21 protein-coding genes are annotated in these 19,739 nt (G+C 56.4%); 6 read left to right on the forward strand and 15 right to left on the reverse strand.

Annotation, left to right across the window (positions count from 1 at the left end; genetic code table 11):
- Nucleotides 1-83: 83 nt before the first annotated feature.
- Both PGR91_RS01090 and PGR91_RS01095 read right to left on the reverse strand, forming a co-directional pair.
- The gene (locus tag PGR91_RS01090; protein ID WP_259336708.1) at nt 84-2,186 is read right to left on the reverse strand and encodes an alpha/beta hydrolase family protein; all 2,103 of its coding nucleotides are present in this window, start codon (nt 2,184-2,186) and stop codon (nt 84-86) included.
- A gap of 75 nt (nt 2,187-2,261) precedes the next feature.
- A complete protein-coding gene (locus PGR91_RS01095) occupies nt 2,262-2,876 on the reverse strand; it encodes an NUDIX hydrolase (RefSeq protein WP_118655390.1) in 615 nt (204 codons plus the stop codon).
- Between the two features lie 7 nt (nt 2,877-2,883).
- On the opposite strand from PGR91_RS01095, the gene pyrE reads away from it, so the two are divergent.
- Genes pyrE through PGR91_RS01110 form a run of 3 tightly spaced genes read left to right on the forward strand, consistent with a single transcriptional unit; the run spans nt 2,884 to nt 4,262 of the window.
- The gene (gene pyrE, locus PGR91_RS01100) at nt 2,884-3,516 is read left to right on the forward strand and encodes an orotate phosphoribosyltransferase (protein WP_055203497.1); all 633 of its coding nucleotides are present in this window, start codon (nt 2,884-2,886) and stop codon (nt 3,514-3,516) included.
- 11 nt (nt 3,517-3,527) lie between these two features.
- The gene (locus tag PGR91_RS01105; protein WP_055202443.1) at nt 3,528-3,938 is read left to right on the forward strand and encodes a polyketide cyclase; all 411 of its coding nucleotides are present in this window, start codon (nt 3,528-3,530) and stop codon (nt 3,936-3,938) included.
- Nucleotides 3,939-3,971: 33 nt separating this feature from the next.
- Nucleotides 3,972-4,262, forward strand: a complete 291-nt coding sequence (locus PGR91_RS01110) for a putative quinol monooxygenase (protein ID WP_055202445.1) — start codon at nt 3,972-3,974, stop codon at nt 4,260-4,262.
- Nucleotides 4,263-4,347: 85 nt separating this feature from the next.
- Here the strand turns inward: PGR91_RS01110 and PGR91_RS01115 are convergent, their stop codons facing one another.
- The 6 genes from PGR91_RS01115 to PGR91_RS01140 all read right to left on the reverse strand — a co-directional run bounded on the left by PGR91_RS01115 (nt 4,348) and on the right by PGR91_RS01140 (nt 10,106).
- Nucleotides 4,348-5,112 carry a class I SAM-dependent methyltransferase gene (locus PGR91_RS01115; protein ID WP_101571706.1) on the reverse strand — a complete coding sequence of 255 codons (765 nt, stop codon included), beginning with the start codon at nt 5,110-5,112 and terminating at the stop codon, nt 4,348-4,350.
- A 4-nt stretch (nt 5,113-5,116) separates the two neighbouring features.
- A complete protein-coding gene (gene xseB, locus PGR91_RS01120) occupies nt 5,117-5,314 on the reverse strand; it encodes an exodeoxyribonuclease VII small subunit (RefSeq protein ID WP_055202449.1) in 198 nt (65 codons plus the stop codon).
- Nucleotides 5,315-6,688: an exodeoxyribonuclease VII large subunit gene (gene xseA, locus PGR91_RS01125; RefSeq protein ID WP_118655394.1), complete on the reverse strand. Its 1,374-nt coding sequence runs from the start codon at nt 6,686-6,688 to the stop codon at nt 5,315-5,317.
- A gap of 8 nt (nt 6,689-6,696) precedes the next feature.
- On the reverse strand, nt 6,697-8,880 hold the full coding sequence (locus PGR91_RS01130) for a RelA/SpoT family protein (protein WP_101572045.1): 2,184 nt from the start codon (nt 8,878-8,880) through the stop codon (nt 6,697-6,699).
- 207 nt (nt 8,881-9,087) lie between these two features.
- Complete coding sequence (locus PGR91_RS01135) at nt 9,088-9,639, reverse strand: NADH peroxidase (RefSeq protein WP_055202452.1); 552 nt, start codon at nt 9,637-9,639, stop codon at nt 9,088-9,090.
- 50 nt (nt 9,640-9,689) lie between these two features.
- Nucleotides 9,690-10,106: a Fur family transcriptional regulator gene (locus PGR91_RS01140; protein ID WP_055202454.1), complete on the reverse strand. Its 417-nt coding sequence runs from the start codon at nt 10,104-10,106 to the stop codon at nt 9,690-9,692.
- A gap of 144 nt (nt 10,107-10,250) precedes the next feature.
- On the opposite strand from PGR91_RS01140, the gene PGR91_RS01145 reads away from it, so the two are divergent.
- Nucleotides 10,251-11,354: a hypothetical protein gene (locus PGR91_RS01145; RefSeq protein WP_118655396.1), complete on the forward strand. Its 1,104-nt coding sequence runs from the start codon at nt 10,251-10,253 to the stop codon at nt 11,352-11,354.
- A 13-nt stretch (nt 11,355-11,367) separates the two neighbouring features.
- Here the strand turns inward: PGR91_RS01145 and PGR91_RS01150 are convergent, their stop codons facing one another.
- Together PGR91_RS01150 and PGR91_RS01155 are read right to left on the reverse strand one after the other, a co-directional pair.
- The gene (locus tag PGR91_RS01150; protein WP_055202458.1) at nt 11,368-11,820 is read right to left on the reverse strand and encodes a YhcH/YjgK/YiaL family protein; all 453 of its coding nucleotides are present in this window, start codon (nt 11,818-11,820) and stop codon (nt 11,368-11,370) included.
- Between the two features lie 126 nt (nt 11,821-11,946).
- Nucleotides 11,947-14,103, reverse strand: a complete 2,157-nt coding sequence (locus PGR91_RS01155; protein WP_118655398.1) for an elongation factor G — start codon at nt 14,101-14,103, stop codon at nt 11,947-11,949.
- Between the two features lie 188 nt (nt 14,104-14,291).
- Between PGR91_RS01155 and PGR91_RS01160 the strand changes: the two genes are divergently transcribed.
- Entirely contained in the window at nt 14,292-14,774 is a 483-nt protein-coding gene (locus PGR91_RS01160) for a DUF456 domain-containing protein (RefSeq protein ID WP_118655400.1), read from the forward strand.
- 6 nt (nt 14,775-14,780) lie between these two features.
- Here PGR91_RS01160 and PGR91_RS01165 read toward each other — a convergent pair whose 3' ends face one another.
- Nucleotides 14,781-15,569 (reverse strand): histidinol-phosphatase, encoded by a 789-nt coding sequence (locus tag PGR91_RS01165; protein WP_101572047.1) that lies wholly within the window; start codon nt 15,567-15,569, stop codon nt 14,781-14,783.
- 117 nt (nt 15,570-15,686) lie between these two features.
- Here PGR91_RS01165 and PGR91_RS01170 point away from each other — a divergent pair, with 117 nt between their 5' ends.
- Entirely contained in the window at nt 15,687-16,454 is a 768-nt protein-coding gene (locus PGR91_RS01170; RefSeq protein ID WP_118655402.1) for a Cof-type HAD-IIB family hydrolase, read from the forward strand.
- Nucleotides 16,455-16,527: 73 nt separating this feature from the next.
- On the opposite strand, the gene PGR91_RS01175 is transcribed toward PGR91_RS01170, so the two are convergent.
- The 4 genes from PGR91_RS01175 to PGR91_RS01190 form a co-directional block, all read right to left on the reverse strand.
- Entirely contained in the window at nt 16,528-17,481 is a 954-nt protein-coding gene (locus PGR91_RS01175; RefSeq protein WP_118655404.1) for an SPOR domain-containing protein, read from the reverse strand.
- The gene (gene lgt / locus PGR91_RS01180; protein ID WP_118655406.1) at nt 17,481-18,305 is read right to left on the reverse strand and encodes a prolipoprotein diacylglyceryl transferase; all 825 of its coding nucleotides are present in this window, start codon (nt 18,303-18,305) and stop codon (nt 17,481-17,483) included. Before lgt ends, PGR91_RS01175 begins: the two co-directional genes overlap by 1 nt.
- Before the next feature lie 172 nt (nt 18,306-18,477).
- On the reverse strand, nt 18,478-19,074 hold the full coding sequence (locus PGR91_RS01185; protein ID WP_055202471.1) for a riboflavin synthase: 597 nt from the start codon (nt 19,072-19,074) through the stop codon (nt 18,478-18,480).
- A gap of 4 nt (nt 19,075-19,078) precedes the next feature.
- Nucleotides 19,079-19,645: a S24 family peptidase gene (locus PGR91_RS01190; protein ID WP_257937045.1), complete on the reverse strand. Its 567-nt coding sequence runs from the start codon at nt 19,643-19,645 to the stop codon at nt 19,079-19,081.
- Nucleotides 19,646-19,739: the final 94 nt, after the last annotated feature.

A 19,739-nucleotide genomic window follows, 5' to 3' on the forward strand; every position in this document is an offset into this window, starting at 1 on the left:
AACCCGAGCGGGGCGGACTTCGAAGTCCGCCCCGCTTGTTTTTCGCTTTCTCCGTATTATCCGGAGAAAAATCCTGTTCCGGGTTATCTTTTCGACGAATCGGGGGACTGCGCCGAATCGGTCTCCGTATGCTTCAAATATTTATCGAGCCATCCGAAAAACTCCCGGTTCCAAACCAAAGAATTCTGCGGTTTGAAAATCTGGTGGGCCTCGTCTTCGAACGACACCAACCGGCTCGGCACCCCCATCAGCCGGGCCGCCGTAAAGGCCTGCAAGCTCTCGGTATACGGAATCCGAAAATCGCCCTGACCCGAAAAAATCAGAATCGGAGTATCCCAATTTTTCACGAACTTATGGGGCGAATTGGCATACGACCGCTGCGCCGTCGTGTCGTCGCTCCAGTACGGACCGCCCAGATCGTTGTTCGGAAACCATAGTTCCTCGGTCGCCCCGTACATGCTCTCCAGATTGAACATCCCGCAATGGGCTATAAAAGCTTTGAAGCGTTTTTGATGATGCCCGGCCAGAAAAAACACCGAATATCCGCCGTAGCTCGCCCCGACGCAGCCCAACCGGCCGCCGTCCACCCACGGTTCCGCGGCCACATCGTCGATCGCGCTCAGGTAATCGCGTATATTCTGCCCGCTGTAATCGCCCGAAATCTGATCCAGCCACTGCTGTCCGAACGAAGGCACGCCGCGCCGGTTCGGTGCGACGACCACGTATCCCTGCGCCGCCATCAACTGCAAATTCCAACGGTAACTCCAGAACTGGCTTACGACGCTTTGCGGTCCTCCCTGACAGTACAGCAGCGCCGGATAGCGTTCGGTCGAATCGAAATCCGGCGGCAGCACGACCCACGTCAACATTTGCCGGCCGTCGGTAGTCCGTATCCAACGTTCGCGCACCTCCCCCATCCGGATATGATCGTAGATTTCCGGATTGGTATTCGTGATCCGGGTCATCGTTCCGTCCGCCGGATCGATCCTGAAAAGTTCGGTCGGAGCGGACAGCGAAGTCACTTCGCCGACCAGTTCGCCCCCGTTCAGCGTAATCGCATTGACATCGTGCGCCCCTGCGGTCAGCACGCGCACCGAATCGTCCGCCAGGTCGACCCGGCACACCTGATAGGTTCCCCGCACAGGCGCAATGAAATACAACGTCCCGTTCCCGTCCCAACGCACGTTTCCCGCATTGTAATCGAAGTTCCGGGTCAGGTAGCGTTTTTCGCCGGTAGCCAGCGTTTCGACGAACAGTCGGCTCTTGTCCGACTCGTTCCCGGCCCGCTCCATACTGGTGAACGCCAACATCGAATCGTCCGGCGAGAAAACCGGATATTTGTCGTACCCGGGCATCCCTTCGGTCAGGTTGCGCGTCTGCCCGGACGCAAGGTCGTAAAGGTACACGTCCGAATCGGTGCTGAGCGCATACGCTTTCCCGGTCAGCTTCTTACAGGTATAGGCCAATTGGGTTCCGGCGCGGTTCCACGCGATTTCCGAAATATCGAAATAGGGCGCCGTCGGGGCATCCCACGGCTCGCCCGGCATAATATCCGTCCCTCCGGTCACTTTCGCGCCGCCCGTCAGCGGAGCGATGAAAATATGACGGTAGCTCCCGTCGTCCCAATAATTCCAGTGGCGCTCCATCAGGTCGTCGTAAATCTTCGCCTTCGAACGGTCCAGATCGGGATAAATTTCCGGCGAACTGCGCTTTTCGACCGGCACCCGGGCGACGTACATCAGCCGGTTCTCCGACGGAGCGACCGAAAAGCCCTCGACGCCGCCGGAGATGTCGGTCACCTGACGACGGTTGTTCCCGTCCGGAGCCGCACACCAAACCTGGTCGCTGCCTCCGTGGTCGGAAATAAAATAGATCGTACGTCCGTCTGCGCTCCACTGAGGCGACGACTCGTTGCTGCCGGGATCGGTGACCCGGATCCATTTGCCCCCGGATACCGGCGCCGAACGGATATTGGTCACTCCCTTGTTCTCTTTCATGTCGTAGGTCGTAACCGTATAAAGCACGGTACGGCCGTCGGGCGAAAGGACGGCGCTGCCGACCCTCTTTATTTTCCACATTACCTCGGGCGTCAGTATCCCCGCCGATCGTTCGGCATCGGTCAGTACATGGTCAGCACTCATCTTATCATCGTTTTTTCGGAAAGAACAGCCGTACGGCAAAACCATCCATACGCAGCATACGGCTTTCAGTACAAAGAACAGACCTCTTTTCATCGTTCGAACGTTTAGTATCCGGCAGCCCTACCGCACCGGATAACCGGCTTCCCGAAAAACGTCGCCGATCGTATAATAGGTGCCGCTCAGCAGTTCGGGCACCCGTTCGGGCGCGATCCATTCGGCCCGGGTAATCCCTTCGACCGTCTGCGGCTGCGGTCGTTGCCCTCCGACGTAGCGCATGTGATACCAAGCCGTCCGTTTCAGCACCCACTGCTCCCGAATCCGGTAACAGTGGAACGTGTGCGTGATCGGCTCTTTCCGTTGCAGTTCTTCGATTCGCAGACCGCACTCCTCGCTGACTTCCCGCACGGCGCAGTCTTCGATCCGTTCGCCCGGTTCGAGTTTTCCCTTCGGCAAATCCCAGCGGCCGTTGCGGAAAATCATCAGCACTTTCGCCGCATCGTCGACCACCAAACCGCCGGCCGCCTCGATAAAAGGCAGCGATGCCCGGAATTCGTCGAAAATACGCTCAATATTTTCGGATATTACGTATAACTTTTTGGTAAATTGAAGTTTTTGCAAGAACTTTGTAATAGCGGGCGTTTCGCCGGGAGCCACCCGGAATACTTCGCCCTGCGGATCGGCCGGAAGCTGCTGCGCGAACAGCACGGCACTGTTTTCAATATAAACTTTATACATGGTAATAATGTGTGATTTAGACAAAAAAGTCGCTGAAAGTCTGTTACAAATTAAGGCAATTAAATTAAATCCGACAAATCATTTCACCTGGGCGTCGGGCTGGTATTCGCCCATCTACTGCGATAACCGCAAGATCCTCTCCTATCCGGCCGTCCGGAAGGAAATCTACGAAGGATTCGTAAAGATCATCTCCGAAAAATATCCCGACGCAGACATCATCGCCGGCGTAGCCACCGGAGCTATCGCGCACGGCGTACTGGTCGCCGAAAAAATGGGCAAGCCGTTTATCTACGTCCGCAGCTCGCCGAAATCGCACGGGCTGACCAACCAGGTCGAGGGCGAATACTGGCCGGGAGCCAAAGTGGTCGTGGTCGAAGACCTGGTCTCCACCGGCGGCAGCAGCCTGAGCGCCGTCGAAGCGCTGCGCGAGGGGGGATGCGACGTGCTGGGCATGGTCGCGATCTTCACCTACGGTTTTCCGACCGCCGAAGAAAATTTCGCCGGAGCGGACGTGAAGCTCGACACACTGAGCAACTACAAAACGATGATCGAACTGGCTGTCAACCAGGGCTACGTCCACGAAGACGAATTGCAGACCCTGAAGGAGTGGCGCCGCGACCCGGCGAACTGGAAAAAATAAGCGGCACGAAAATGGAGAAATACGAAAGCAAACACGTCCGGATCCGGCGGCCGGCTTCGATGATTTACAGCGTCCTGTCGCGCTTCGACAACCTCACGCCGGTACTGGCCGACAAAGTGGAAGGCTGGACGGCGGAGGAGAATACCTGCTCGTTCAAGGCGAAGGGGTTTCCCGTCAGCCTGCGGATCGTCGAGAAAGAGCCGCACAAGCTGGTCAAAGTGACCGGCGAAGACGGCTCCCCGATGGATTTCACGTTCTGGGTGCAGTTGGTCAGCGTCGACGAGCAGGACACCCGGATGCGCATCGTACTGCATGTGCAACTGAACATGATGATGAAGATGATGATCGGCGGCAAGCTGGCCCAGGCGGTCGACCAAATCGCCGACCAGATCGCCGAGGCGTTCAACAACGCCCCGGTTTAAACGGAAACGACGTTTAACTTAAAACGAAATACCATGATCAACATTATCGTAACCATTACGGTCTCCGAAGAAAACCGCCCGCAGGTACTGCCGCTGCTGGAAGCGCTTACGACAGCCTCGCAGCAGGAATCGGGCAACATCTCCTACGAATTTTACTTGCATCCCACCGACCCGATGCGGTTGGCGATCATCGAGGTCTGGCAGAACGCCGAAGTGCTCGCCGAGCACGAAGCGACCAAGCATTTCACGACGTTGCTGCCGCAGATCGAAAAACTGTCGGTCGGCATCGACATCCAGAAATTCGACGCAGAACCGATCGATTGACGCAAGACGCCGCCCGATACAAAAACGCCTCCCGGCCGGATACGTACATTCCGGCAGAGAGGCGTTCGTTTTTCCCGAACCAGCCTTATTCCTTCCGAACGAGGTAGATCATTTCCGAACGCAGCCCGTACAACGCCGCCGCTTCCGGACTGAGGAAACGGATGTAGTCGATCTCTTCGACATCGAACCCGGCTTCGGCCAAGCGCTCGCCGTAATCCCTGCCGTAATCGCGCAGGTGATCTTTTTGTCCGAAATGGAGTTCACGCTGCACGGGATCGGTGATCGACGGATCTTCGTAAGTCGTCTCGCGGTCGGGATTGACCGGCGACAACATGATCCCCCAGCCTCCCGGACGCATCACGCGGAAAAGTTCCCGCATCGCCTGCCGGTCGTCGTCGACGTGCTCCAAAATGTGGTTGCAGAAGATCACGTCGAACTCCCCGTCCGGAAACGGGATTCGCTGCACATCCATCTTAACCTTCGCCAACGGCGACTCCAGATCGGCGGTCACGTAATCCAACTGCGGCAGCCGACCGAACCGCTTCAGGAAGCAATACTCCGGAGCGATATGCAACACCCGCGCGGGCGCTTCGAAAAAGTCGGTTTCGTTTTGCAGGTACAGCCACATCAGTCGGTGCCGCTCGAGCGCCAGGCAATGCGGACACAACGCATTTTCACGCGAATTGACGTATCCGTAGGGCATGAATTTCCGGTAACGGTTGCCGCACACCGGGCACTGCACCCGGCTCCCGGCGTAAAATAACCCCACAAGCGGCGTGCACAGGTGCACCACCCGCTGGATATAACGGCGCGGCACATGCCGCAATACGAATCGGATCAATTGCTTCATCGGGCTATTCCTCCTCTTTCAGGGCCTCGTCGACCTCTTTTTCGGCTTTTCGCAGCCGTTCCTTGCACAACCGGATCAGCTCGGCGGCCCGTTTGACCTGAGCGCCCAGTTCGTCGACGTTCATCTGCTCATTGTTAAACCGCTCGAGGATCTGCTCCACTTCGGCGATCGCCTGCGCATATGTAATTTTCGATTTTTCCATCTATTTGATTTTTTTGATTTCTGCTTCTATCGTCCGGCGTTTCATCACGATCTCTACCGAATCGCCCGCCTGCAAGCCGACCGGATCGGTCACGATATTCCCGCCGCTGCGCACGACGGCAAACCCCATGTCGAGAATCCGGTCCGGATCGCGCGTAGCCGCCAGGTCGCCCAGCAAAGATAACGCTTTCGTACGGGATGCGACGTATTCCCGGCTGCGGTGTCTGAGCATGGCCGACAAATTATCGAGTCGGAAATTCGCGTCCGAAAAGGCAAAACGAGCCGATTGTCGCAATTGCGCCTGCAGCGCCGCCGTGCGGTCTTCCCGGCGGCGGATCGCTTGCGCCGCCCCATGCCGCAGCGCACCGCGCAACTGTTCCAGCCGCAGCCGCACCGCCTGCGTCCCCTGCGTCGAAATCCGGTTCAGCGCGAACGCCGCATCCCTCAACGCGCTGCGCCGCTGCAGGAAAAACGCCTGTGCCGCCTCCTTCAGTTCCTTCCTCATATCGTCGAGTCCGGCATCGAATTCGGCCATCCCGTTTTTCAGGTACACGGCCACGGCAGTCGGCGTTTTCAACGAAACGGCCGCAACCAGATCGGCCACGCTCTGGTCTTTATCATGTCCGATCCCGGCGATCACCGGCAACGGGAACTGCGCCAGGTAACAGCACAGCCGATAGCTGTTGAAGCACCCCAGATCGCTCTGCGAACCGCCCCCTCGGATCAGCACCAGCGCATCGAAACCGTCCGCCCGGTCGGCCGCCTCGCCCAATGCCCGGACGATCGACTCCTCGGCTTCGGCCCCCTGCATGAAAGCGTCGAACAACGTAATTTCGAATCCGTAGGGAGAGGATGAAATCTCCTTCATAAAATCCTGATAACCCGCCGCATTCCGCGACGAGATCACCGCAATCCGCTGAATCGCCGCAGGCAGCGGCAACTCGCGGTTCATGTCGAACACGCCGTCCTGTCGCAACCGCCGGATCGTCTCCTGTCGCTGGCGCTCCATGTCGCCGAGCGTATAGGTCGGGTCGATATCGGTAATCTGCAGCGACAATCCGTAAAGTTCGTGGTACGAAACGACCACCTTGACCAGCACCTTCAGCCCCGCTGCGAGGACCTGGCCCGTCGCTCCCTGGAAATAGGACGCGATCATCGGATAACCGCTGCGCCAAATCACGGCGCTCGCTTTCGCTTTGGGCACATGGTTCGCCCCGCCTTTTTCGACCAATTCGATGTAACAGTGGCCGGAATAGTTCACCTTCAGTTCGCTGATCTCCGCTGTCACCCAGTACGGCAGCGGATGGGCGTTGTCGATCCCGCGCTTGATAAGCGCCTGCAGTTCGCTGAGAGAAATATGCGTGGAAGCCGGCATCTCTGCGGTTATTTATTTACCCGGAACACTTTCTGCACCCCTTTAATTCGCATCAGCGAATAGACGACGGCATCGACCAATTGCGTACCGGTCACCTCGATGTTGATCAACCCGGAGAGCATTCCTCCCGACGAGTTCAGGCTCATCGAACGGATATTGATCTTCAGGTCGCGGTTGATCACTTCGGCGATTTTATTCACCAGGCCGGTCGCATCTTCGGCCTGGATACGCACTGTCGCGACGAACGCGCCCTTCGCCGCGTTCTGCTGCCAGCGCGCCGGCAACACCCGGTAAGGGTAACGTTCCTTCAGCCGCTGGGCGTTCGGGCAATCCTGCCGGTGGATCGTGATCCCGCTGTTGATCGTCGTGAAACCGAATATTTCGTCCCCGAAGATCGGATTGCAACACTTGGCCAGTTTGTATTCGATATTACTTAGCGAATTGTCGATAATCAGCGCGTCGTCGTTGTCCGAAACGATCTTCGCGGCCGACGGAGCTTTCAACGGATGCCCGTCGTCCAGCGTCCCGTTCAGGTGGCGGGTCAGGATCTCCTTGATGTCGGGCAGGATGATCTTCTGTTGTGCGATCTGCCCGTACAGCTCGGTTCCCGTCCGCAATTTGTAGTATTTGCTCAGCACCATCACGGCGTCGTCCATCGTGATGGAGAGTTTCCAGTTCTTGATCTTGCGTTCGAGTTCCTCCCGCCCGAGACTGGCCGCCTTGGCCTGCTCCTCGCGCATGTAGGCCCGGATCTTGTTGCGCGCTTTGCTCGTGGTGACGATATTCAGCCAATCGGCTTTCGGTTTCTGGGTTTTCGACGTCAGTATCTCGACGATATCGCCGTTGCGCAGCACTTCGCGGAACGACACGTTACGGTGGTTCACCTTACCGCCGACGCAGGTAGCTCCGAGATTGGTATGGATATCGAACGCGAAGTCGAGCACGGTGGCCCCTTCGCTCAGTTTGCGCAGGTCGCCGTTCGGCGTGAACACGAAGATTTCGCCGGACGACAGCTTTGCATCAAACTTCTGCGCGATCTCCTGCGGCTGAGTCGTCTCCATGATCTCGCGCAGCTTGGTGAACCACTCCTCGGTTCCCATCGTTCCGCCGCTGACGCCTTTGTAACGCCAATGGGCCGCCACGCCGCGTTCGGCGACCTCGTCCATCCGCTCACTGCGAATCTGTATCTCGACCCAGCGCCCCTCATTGGAAACGACCGTCGTATGGAGCGATTCGTAACCGTTCGACTTCGGGATGGATATCCAGTCCCGCATCCGGTCGGGATTCGGCGTATAAAAATCGGTGACGATCGAATAGATCGCCCAGCACTGCGCCTTCTCCTGCTCCTGCGGACAGTCGATGATAATCCGGATCGCGAACAGGTCGAACACCTCGTCGAAGCCGATTCGCATCCGCTTCATTTTGCGCCAAATCGAATAGATCGACTTGGTACGGCTTTTCAAATGGTATTTGAACCCGAGATGCCGCATTTTTTCTTCGATCGGGCGCACGAACCGGCGGATAAATACCTCGCGTTCGGCGGCCGTTTCGTTCAACCGCTTGCGGATGTACTCGTAATCGTCCGGTTCCAGGTGCATCAGGGCGAGATCCTCCAGTTCGGATTTGATATTGTACAATCCCAGCTTATGCGCGATCTGGGCATACAGGTTCAGGCTTTCCCACGATTTTTTGGCCCGTTTCTCCGGCGGAAAAATCTCCAGACGGCGCATCACTTCGAGCCGGTCGGCCAGCTTGATCAGAATCACGCGGGGATCGGTCGAATAAGAAACGATCAGCTCCCGGAAATTATCGACCTGGTCGTTGGCCACTTTCGGATCGACGTCCGAGATGTTGCACAACCCCTGCAAGATGCCGACGCACTGTTTTCCGAAATGATTCCCGAGCTTATGAACATCCATCAACTGCAGGCGCACCACATCGTGCAGCAGCGTCGAGACCGTCGAATTCCGCCCGAGTCCCACCTCCTGAATCACGATCATCGCGGTATTGATCGAATGGGTAACGAAAGGCGTCCCGTCGTGACGAACCAGCCCTTTCAACCGGTCGACCGCCAGACACAATGCCGAACGCACCACCCCGAAAACCTCGTCGTCGAATACCGAACGCGCCAGATCCAAAAACGGCTGGTAATATTCGGCATCCAGATCAATCTCTTTCTCAACCTCTTCCATATTCATCCCTGTTAGGTTCGTGCGATAAAGTTAATAATTTTTCGGAAACAAATCCGCCTCCGTTCCGCAACGATTCCATTCGTGCGAACGATCCGGTGCCCGGCATCCCGGACAGCCCCCGCCCCGACGAATAAATCCGACCCCGCGGCACACGAAAAACGGGCGGAGCCACAGAGGGTTCCGCCCGTCAAATCCGTTTTCGAATCGTTATTTCTTAAAATAACGGTTGTAAAGTCCCTCGAAACCTTTTCCGTGACGCGCTTCGTCTTTGCACATTTCGTGGACGGTATCGTGAATGGCATCCAGTCCCAGTTGTTTGGCACGGGTAGCGATCCGTTTCTTATCTTCGCAGGCGCCGCTTTCGGCTTCCATCCGGGCTTTCACATTGGTCTTGGTATCCCAAACCACTTCACCCAGCAGTTCGGCAAACTTCGACGCATGTTCTGCCTCCTCCCACGCGTAACGCTTGAACGCCTCGGCAATTTCGGGATATCCCTCGCGGTCGGCCTGACGACTCATCGCCAGGTACATGCCCACTTCGCTGCACTCGCCGGCAAAATGCGCTCTCAAACCCTCGAGCACCTCTTCGTCTACGCCTTTGGCCACGCCGATCACATGTTCGTCGGCCCACGTCAGCGCTTCTCCTTCGACCACTTCCTTAAATTTCGACGCGGGTTGTTTACACTGCGGACAAAATTCGGGAGCTGCATCCCCTTCGTGAACATAACCGCAAACCGTACAAATAAATTTCTTTTTCATAGCCATCAAGTTTTTAAGTGATTGATTCTGTTATTATTTCATTTTACCCACTAGTTCGATTTTTTCCGGCACCGCTCGCAGTAGCCTTTATAATAGACCTGCACTTCGTCGACTTCGTGACGCGGATCGCTCACCTCCAACGCTTCCGGATCGACCGCCAACGGCAGATCGTAAACCGCGCCGCAGCTCCGGCAACGAAAATGCGCATGCGGAGAAACATCCCCGTCGAAACGGCTGTTCCGCTCGTCGATATCGAGCAACAGGATCGCGCGGTGCGCAGCCAGCAACTTCAGGGTATTGTACACCGTCGTTTTGGAAAGCGTCGGCATCGACGGACTGAGCGCCGTATGGATCTCGTCGGCCGTCGGATGCGTCGGATGCGTCACGAGATACTCCATGATCGCGAGCCGCTGCAACGAAGGCCGGATGCCGTATTCCATCAAATAACGGTGCAAATCCTGAATCATCTACAATTTTGTATTAATTACAACTATTAATCGAATGCAAATATATATCGAATTTTCGAATCTGCAAATTTTTCGGACGGAATTTATTTGGATTTTACCTTATATCCGGCATACAACGTATGAAAATATGTCTACTTTTGCATCATGCAACCAATTAGGACCAAGTGTAAATACGGATATATCGTTTTCGCAATCACGCTATTGATCGCCATCGACTACGTATATCGGTATTTCGCTTTCGAACCGTACAACCAAAGTCCGCTGAACATCGAAACGCCGGAAGGAAACGCTCAACCTTACCATCCTTCGGTGGTATACATTCCCGGAGGATGGAACGGGTATGCTTACTGGATGGCGGAAACGCCCTACCCGTTGGGGCCGGACGGCGATTGGAACGGCCTGCCTCCTTACCGAGCCAGATGGGAAAACCCGTGCATCCACGCCTCGCACGACGGCATACACTGGGAAACGCCGGGCGACTTGGTCAACCCGATCGACGACCTGAACGAAACCGAGATCGAGAACCGGGATTTCTTTTCCGACACACATCTGGTGATGAACGGCGACACGCTGGAGTGCTGGTACCGCATCAGCCGCACACAGCGAGACGAAACATACATCCTGCGAAAATACAGCGCCGACGGCATACACTGGTCGGAACGGGAAACGGTCATCGATCTCCAAGATCCGGCGGTCGTCCGCGAAGGCCCCGGAGGCATGATCGTCAGTCCCGCGATCCAAAAGATCGGCGGCCGGTATTGCATGTGGTATGTCAACGATATCGGGGAATCCCGGAGCATTTGCCGTTCGTTCTCGGACGATGGCAGAAATTGGCAGAAAAAAGAGTATTGCCGGCTGTCGGACACCGCCGTCGTCCCTTGGCACATCGACGTACAACGGATCGACAGCATCTATTACATGGTGATTTACGACTTCCGAAACCTGACCTTGTGGAGCAGCCGCGACGGACTCTTTTTCGAAAAACGGCGGCTGTTGCTCGCCCCGTCCCCGAAACTGGGCTCATTCTATGCCGGCGGCCTGTACCGCAGCGCTCTGCTCCGGGACGACAAAGAGTGTAAACTCTATTTCAGCGCTTTCGATAAAAAGACCGCCGTCGGACTGATGAGAGGCAACTGTCCGGACTCGCTGAAAATATACTCCGTCTCAGGGAACAAAGTGTCCTTCTTCCGGTTCCCGGTCACCTACCTAAGGCAGAAAAAACAGGCGATCGTCCGCCTTTTCGAATAGCGAACGCCGGCTCTCACACAGCCCGGATCTTCAGGATCGCTTTCCGGACATTGCCGCTGCCGATCAGCGGGGCGTGCGCGTCTTCCGGGAAAAAAACGACGAATTCCCCCGGATGCAGCGACACATAGCACGAAGGCTTATCGTCGAAAAAAACAATATCGGCCGCTTCGTCGAATTCGCCCCGGGGCAGAATACACCGTTCGCGCGGACGCCATCCGAACCGCTCTTCGCCCCGAACCCGGAGCGGGATCTGTACGTCGATGTATCGATCGTGCGCTTCGAGAGGAGCTTCCTGCTCCGGCCGGAGCAACCCTTCGCTGATTACGATATACAGATCGTCTCCGTCGATGGCGTATTTCCCGGGAGCCAACGTATCCATTCGGGCGACGGCATAATCGAAAGCTTTTTTGAACCGGGGATGCAGGGCGTCGTACCGCCCCGATCCTGATAACGTATCGACAATCATAAATCAGGCATTTATCCGTTTACCGATGCAAGGTACGTACAAACGGCGGGAAAACCAAAAGCCGCCCGGCAACAAACCGGGGAAGTCTCGCGCGAGACTTCCCCGAAATTGTCGAAGCGACGGCGGTTATTCGTCTTTATCGGTATCGGCATACGCCTTCAGCAGTTTCTCCTGCACATCGGCCGGCACCTGCTCGTAAGAGGCGAACTTCATCGAATAGGTCGCGCGCCCGTTGGTCAGCGAACTGAGCGTAGTCGAATAACGATACATCTCGGCCAGTGGAACCCGGGCTACGAGACGCTCGAATCCCTTGTCGCTGCTCATCCCTTCGATCATCGCGCGGCGGTTCTGCAGATCGCTCATCACGTCGCCCATCTTGTCGGACGGCACGAGCACCTCGACACTGTAAATCGGCTCCATAATCTTCGGGCCGGCCTTTTTGAAAGCTTCCTTGAAAGCATTGCGGCCCGCCAGTTTGAACGACAGCTCGTTCGAATCGACCGGATGCATCTTGCCGTCGTAAACCACCACCCGGATATCGCGGGCATACGAACCGGTCAGCGGCCCCTCTTCCATCTTCTCCATAATCCCTTTCAGGATGGCCGGCATGAAGCGGGCGTCGATCGCCCCGCCCACGACGGCGCTGCAAAATACGAGCTTCCCGCCCCACGGGAGCGCTACTTCCTCTTTGGTTTTGATATTCAGCACCAAATCCTTACCGTCCACCTTATATTTCCCGGGATCGGGCATCCCCTCGAAATAAGGCTCGATTATCATCCACACCTCGCCGAATTGGCCCGCGCCGCCGGACTGTTTTTTATGGCGGTAATCGGCGGCAGCCACTTTGGTAATCGTTTCCCGGTAAGGGATTTTCGGCGCGAAAAACTCCACGTCGATCTTATTCTGATTCGCCAGTTGCCATTTCAGGATATTCAGGTGGTGTTCGCCCTGCCCCTGCACGATCGTCTGTTTCAGTTCTTTCGAATACTCGACCAGGATCGTCGGATCCTCGAAATGAGCCCGATTCAGCAGCTCGCCGAGCTTTTCGTCCTCTCCCGTCTTGACCGACCGGACGGCCGCCCGGTAACGGGGTTCCGGGAATTTGATCGGTTCGATCTCGATTCCCGATCCGGCGGCGGCCAGCGTCTGGTTCGTACGCGTGCCCTTCAGTTTCACGGTGCAGCCGATGTCCCCGGCCTCCATTTCCGTCACTTTGACGCGCCCTTTGCCTGCCACGGCGAACAACTGCGATATCTTCTCTTTATTTCCCGTTTTCGAATTGATCAGTTCCATGCCTTCGGCCACCCGACCCGAAACCACCCGGAAGAAGGTCATCTCGCCAAGATGCGGTTCGACGGCGCTTTTGAATACGAACAGCGCGGTCGGAGCTTTGCTGTCGGCCGGGACTTCGCCGCCGTCCACGTTCCGGAAAGCGGGAGCCTTGATCGGGCCGGGAGCCACGTTGATAATAAACTCCATCAGCCGTTTCGCCCCGATATCGCGTTTGCCCGAAGCGCAGAACACCGGCACCAAGTCGCGTTTGGCCAACCCGAGTTTCAGCCCCGAACGCATTTCGTCCTGCGTCAGCACGCCTTTGTCGAAATAGAGTTCCATCAGCGACTCGTCGTTCTCGGCGGCCGCTTCGGTCAGTATTTGATTCAGTTCGCGGGCCCGCTCCATTTCGGATTCGGGGATTTCGAGTTCCTCGCGGATCCCGGTATCGCCTTTGAACTTGTACATTTTCATCAACAGCACATCGACGAACGCATCGAAACCGGGCCCCGGATTGACCGGATATTGCACCAGCACGGGTTTCACGCCGGAAGCCACCCTCAGCGATTCGAGCGTATTTTCCCACGAAGCCTTCTCGCTGTCCAATTGATTGATCACGGCGATGATCGGTTTCTCGTGCGCACGCGCATAGCGCGCCTGAATTTCCGTCCCCACTTCGAAACCGTTCTGCGCATTCAGCAACATCACGCCCACGTCGGCTACTTTGAACGCCGAAAACAGCCCGCCGCAAAAGTCGTCCGAACCCGGCGTATCGATGATGTTCAGCTTACACCCGTTGTACTCGGCGAACAGGATCGTCGGGTAAATCGACCGTTTATACAGATGTTCGACCTCCGTGTAGTCCGACAGCGTATTGTCGTTTTCGATACTGCCGCGGCGGTCGATCACCTTTCCGTCAAAAGCCATTGCCTCGGCCAGAGTCGTCTTTCCCGAGCCTGAGGCGCCGAGTAGGACTACGTTTTTGATCTCGTGCGTTGTGTATGTCTTCATAATCGAAAAAAGTTTTAGGTTCGACTTCGATTCAGATTCACTAAACAGCTTTAAATTTAGAAAAATAATCGCGAAAATGCAACGGTTTCAAAAGATTTTCATAATTTTCAACCCGTTTACGGCAGTCCTTTTTCTCCGACGTTGGAAGGAATGCCGCAAATTTCGGAAAATCACAAAATCCGAAAAAAATGGATACCCTGTTGATCATTCTCGCGATCCTCTGTACGCTGGGCGGCGTCGCCGGCTGCATCCTGCCGATATTGCCGGGGCCGCCGCTGAACTTTCTCGCCCTGCTGCTGATGCGCTGGAGCGGACACGCCGGTTTCGACAGCCGCTTCCTGTGGATATGGGTGGCCGTTACGCTGATCGTCTCGGCATTGGATTATCTGCTGCCCGGCTACCTGGCCAGGCGTTTCGGCGGATCGAAATACGCCGCGACCGGATCGACGGTGGGTATGATCGTCGGACTGCTGTTTTTCCCGCCGGCAGGGCTGATCGTCGGGGCTTTCGCGGGCGCGCTGATCGGGGAACTGCTGTACGACCGCGACGATCTCCGGAAAGCCGTCCGGGTAGCGATCGGTTCGTTCGTCGCATTTCTGCTGAGTACCGGATTGAAACTGGCGGCATCGCTCGCAATGGGTTATTACGTGATCCGGGCCCTGTTCGTATAGAAAGCGTCAATAGCTGAAATAAGGAATGGTATCGATGGTTTTGATATTCAGTTCGCGCAGCGCCCGCACCCCCCGTTCGTAAAAAACCGTATTCTCAAGCATCCGGTTGTCGTGCGCATCCATGCCGACGATGGCCGTACACCCTTCGTCGGCCGCGATTTTCCAGAAGTCGGGATGCGGGAACATAACCTCTCCGCGCTCCTCCCGGTAACCGAGCAGGCTGACGTTGTATTCCAGCGGCAGGCCCGTCCGGTATGCTTTGCGGCAAATCCGGCGGCTGATCCGGGCACAGTGCTCGTCGAACGTTTTATAACTGTTTATGAACAGATCGGGATGCGCCAGGTAAGCAAACATTCCGGCTTCCATCCCTTTGAGTACGCTCTCTTCGTACATTTCGAGCATTTCAAGCGTCCGGGTGTGCATACCGAAATAAGGATATCGCTCGTCCGATTCGTAAAAATGATTGCCGAAAATCACGTAATCCAGCCGCTCGCGACGGATCGTCTCCCAAAGCCAGGGCATGTATTCCGGAAAATACTCGCACTCGAGTCCGACCCTGATCTCAATCCGATCGCGGTATTTCTCGCGCAGGGCGCGCACGCTCGCCAGATAGCCGGGCAGTTCGTCGAGCATCATCCGCACTTCCGGAACAAAAGGAGAATCGTATTTCCACGGCGTATGGTCGGAAAATCCGAGTACTCGGAACCCGCCGGCAATGGCGCTCTGCACGTAATCTTCATCGCTGCCCACGGCATGATGGCAACGGGCGGTATGGGTATGATAGTTCGTTTTCAGCATGATTTCGTAATCGGTCCGCCACAGTAAAACGGCAAAATCCTGCGGCAAAATTAATTTCTTTATCTTTGCCGCACAAATAAAAACCGGCATCCGGCCGGCAAACACGCAACGACCATGATTAAAGCGGTATTTTTCGACATCGACGGCACGCTGGTAAGTTTCAAAACCCACCGGGTTCCCCCGTCGACGGTACAAGCGCTGGAAAGACTGCGCGCCCGGGGAATCAAGTTGTTCATCGCCACCGGGCGTCACCACGCCGACCTGAACAACCTCGGCGGACTCGCATTCGACGGTTACATCACGCTGAACGGCCAGTACTGTTACGACGACCGCGGCGTGATCTACCAGAACTGCATCCGTGCGGAAGATATCCGAACGACTGTCGACCTGCTCGCCCGCGACCCGTTCGGCTGCCTGTTCATCGAAGAGCACCGGATGTACATCAACCGGATCGACGACAAAGTGAAAGTTTCGCAAAAACTGATCAATTTCGCCGATCCGCCGGTCGTCCCGGCCGAAACCGCGTTGCACAACGACATTTACCAACTCATGGCGTTCGTAGGCCCCGAACAGGAACGCACGCTGATGGATTCGCTCCCGCACTGCGACTCGACGCGCTGGAACCCGTACTTCATCGACGTCGTCCCGGCAGGCGGCAGCAAACGACTCGGAATCGACGCGATGATCCGCGCGCACGGAATCGACCTCGCCGAAACGATGGCTTTCGGGGACGGCCAGAACGATATCGAGATGCTGCGCCACGCAGGAATCGGAGTCGCGATGGGAAATGCGGCGGACGAAGTCAAACGGGCGGCGGACTACGTCACCACCGGCGTCGACCGCGCAGGAATCGCCAAAGCGCTGCGTCATTTCGGACTGTAAACCCCGCTCGCAAGAACGAAAACGGCCTGTTCCTTTCGAAAGGAACAGGCCGTTTTCGTCTTCGCACCGGAAGCTATCGTGCGGATTTGGATTTGAAAACCCACGCATCCGGGAACAGGCCGGACACCTCGTTCTTCATCCGATTCGCCTCGGTTTCGGCCGTAGCCCCGAAAACGGAAACCAGAATCTTTCCGTTCGGCATCGGGATTTTCGCATATTCCAGTTTATCATTTTTCTTTTGGGCCGACGCGATGAACTTCTCGGCATTCTGATCCGTGCTGTAAGTACCCACGATCACGTAATAGTGCATCGCAGCAGTCGCAGGAACTAATTTTGCCGCAGGAACGGTCGCCGGCTCGCGCACCGGTTCGGGCTGTTTCGCAGGCACGGCGGCAGACGAATCCACTCCCGCCGAAGCGCCGGACTCTCCGGCCGAGGAATCGGAACCGGCCGCCGCAGGAACCTTCACGGCCGGAGAATCCGGCGCGGCCGGGACAGACGCCGGCAATACGGGCTGTTCGGACAGCCGCACGATCCGCATCTGTTCGCTGTATTCGTACCACACGATCGCGCCGACCGAAATTCCGACGCCGATCAGCACCGCGAAAACGACCCACATCGCCACCCGTTTCGCATCGATCCGCCCGGGCAGGCGCACCGCGCCCGTATCCACCGGATTCAACGCCTCCTCCAGGCCGGGATCGGGCGTAAAAACGCCCTCGCGGATATTGCCCACCGCCCCGATCGTCACTCCCTCCTCCGAGCAGTTTTCGGCGAGCCAGCGGTTATAGATCTCCCGCGCCTGTTCGGGATCGGTCTGGTCGTACCCAGCGATCAGATCCACGATGTGCGGAATCCCCGGCAGTTCGTCCGTTACGAGTTCCACCCGGTTGACCGGCGGCGTTACGACGCCCGGCTTCTGCATTTCTGCGGGAACCGTCACCGCATACAGCGTTCCGATCCCCGGCAGGACAACGCCCTGACGCTTCGCCAGCGCGTTATACACCAAATTACTGACCTGATCCATTATTTCGTTTTCTTAGAAAGTTCTTTTGCAGGACGTTTAAACGCCCGGTACAGGATGACGACGCCCAGAATCACGAACGGGACGCTCAACCACTGTCCCATATCCAACAACATGCCACGTTCGAACTCTTCCTGCGGATTCTTGATGAATTCGACGAAAAAACGGAAGCCGAACAGCGCGATCAGGAAGATACCGAACATCACGCCGGGCCGCTTCCGGGCGACGTCCTTGCGGTAATACATCCAGCACAGCACGACGAACAGGATCAAGTAGGCGAGCGCCTCGTAGATCTGGGTCGGGTGCATCGGCACGGTCTCTCCGGCCCTTACGAAAACGAATCCCCACGGCAGCGAAGTCGCCTCGCCGTAAATTTCGGAATTCATCAGGTTCCCGATCCGCACCAGCGCGCCGGCAATGCAGACGGCAATCGCGATGCGGTCCAGCGACCACATGTAAGGCATCTTGTTTTTCCGCGAAAAGAGCCACAGCCCGACGAGCAGCCCGACGGCGGCTCCGTGACTGGCCAGTCCCCCCTGGTGAATATACAGGATTTCGACGGGATGGGTCAGGTAATAACCCGGATCGTAAAACAAGCAGTGCCCGAGACGAGCGCCGATGATCGTCGACAGGACGCCGTACCAGAAGATCGAATCGAACATCTTGTCGCTGTACCCCTCGCGTTTGATCAGGTTACTGAATATATAGGCGCTGATTCCGAGCGCCAGCGCCCACATCAGACCGTAATAGCGGATCTCGACCGGCCCGAACGTAAACAGGGTCGGATGCACGTCCCATCGGACAAACAACAGTAAAAGCGAATTCATCATTTCGATTCCAGGAATTGATCGGATTACTACGGGTCGTACGAACCCGGTATTTCGAACAAATATAGCTATTTTTAGCCAAAGTAGCACACCCGGCAGCCCTTTGGCGATTATCCGGAAAGCGAAAGCGCCGCGACCCGGGTCGCGGCGCTTCGTTCCGGCGGCGGGAAACTCACGCCTTGATATATTGTTTCACCAATTTGGTAATGTATTTACCGACGATATCGAACTCCAGGTTAACGACCGTTCCCACCCGAAAAGTATGGAAATTGGTATGCTCGTGCGTGTACGGGATAATCGCCACCTGAAACGAACCCTCGGCCGAATTGACAACCGTCAGACTGACCCCGTTCACGGCGACCGACCCTTTTTCGACCGTGATATTGCCCGCCGACGGATCGTATTCGAACGTATAGTACCAACTGCCGTCGGCCTCGCGGATCGCCGTACAGCGCGCCGTCTGGTCGACATGCCCCTGCACGATATGACCGTCCAGCAGCGCGTCGGGCCGCATACTGCGCTCCAGATTGACCAAATCGCCTTCGGTCAGCCCTCCGAGGTTCGACTTGAGCAGCGTCTCGCGGATCGCCGTGACCGTATAGCGGGAGCCGTCCAACTCCACAACCGTCAGGCACACGCCGTTATGCGCGACGCTCTGATCGATCTTCAACTCCCCGGTAAACGGACATTCCAGCGTGAAATGCCGGTTTCCCCGCTCCTCGCGGATCGCCACGATCCGCCCCGTCGTCTCTACAATTCCCGAAAACATAATCTTACAAACTTTTTTTGATGATAATCCCCCTTACGATAAACAGCTTCGTAATTTCGCTGCTGCGGATCGAAATGGGATCGTACTGTTTGGTATTACTCGCCAGCAGCTGGATATCGGTCGGATCTTCGCCGAAACGGATAATGCGTATTCCCCGGAAATACTGGGTCACCACCAGATAAGCCTCCCCGGGAATAATGGCCGGAACCGTCCACTTTTTCAGAATGACGATCGACCCCGCCGGAATCTCGGGTTGCATGGCCGTCCCGATATTCAGGGCGGCGAGATCGCAGTCGTTGAACAACGGGACATTGATCCGGAAACGCGGTTCGGAACGCAAGTCGGACTCTACGGCCGAAAGCACGTCCATCCCGTAATAAGGCACTCCGCCTCCTTCGGGGACGGTCGCCGGCTGCGATTCGATAAACATATCCCCTTCGCCGGTCAACAGCCACCCCTTGCTTACCGTCGGATACTTGGTCGTAATCAGGTTCGCCAGGTCGCGGCTGATCCCGTTATTGCCTCGTTTTATCTGGTAGAGGTTTTCACTCCTCTTTAAACCGATATTCAAGGCGAACGAGTTTACAGACAACCCGGTCCACTTTATTACGCGTTCAAGTCTATGCCACGTATCCAACATGCGGTATTATTATTTTATTTTGCAA

Source organism: Candidatus Alistipes pullistercoris (assembly GCF_027665465.1).
Taxonomy (GTDB): domain Bacteria; phylum Bacteroidota; class Bacteroidia; order Bacteroidales; family Rikenellaceae; genus Alistipes_A; species Alistipes_A hominis.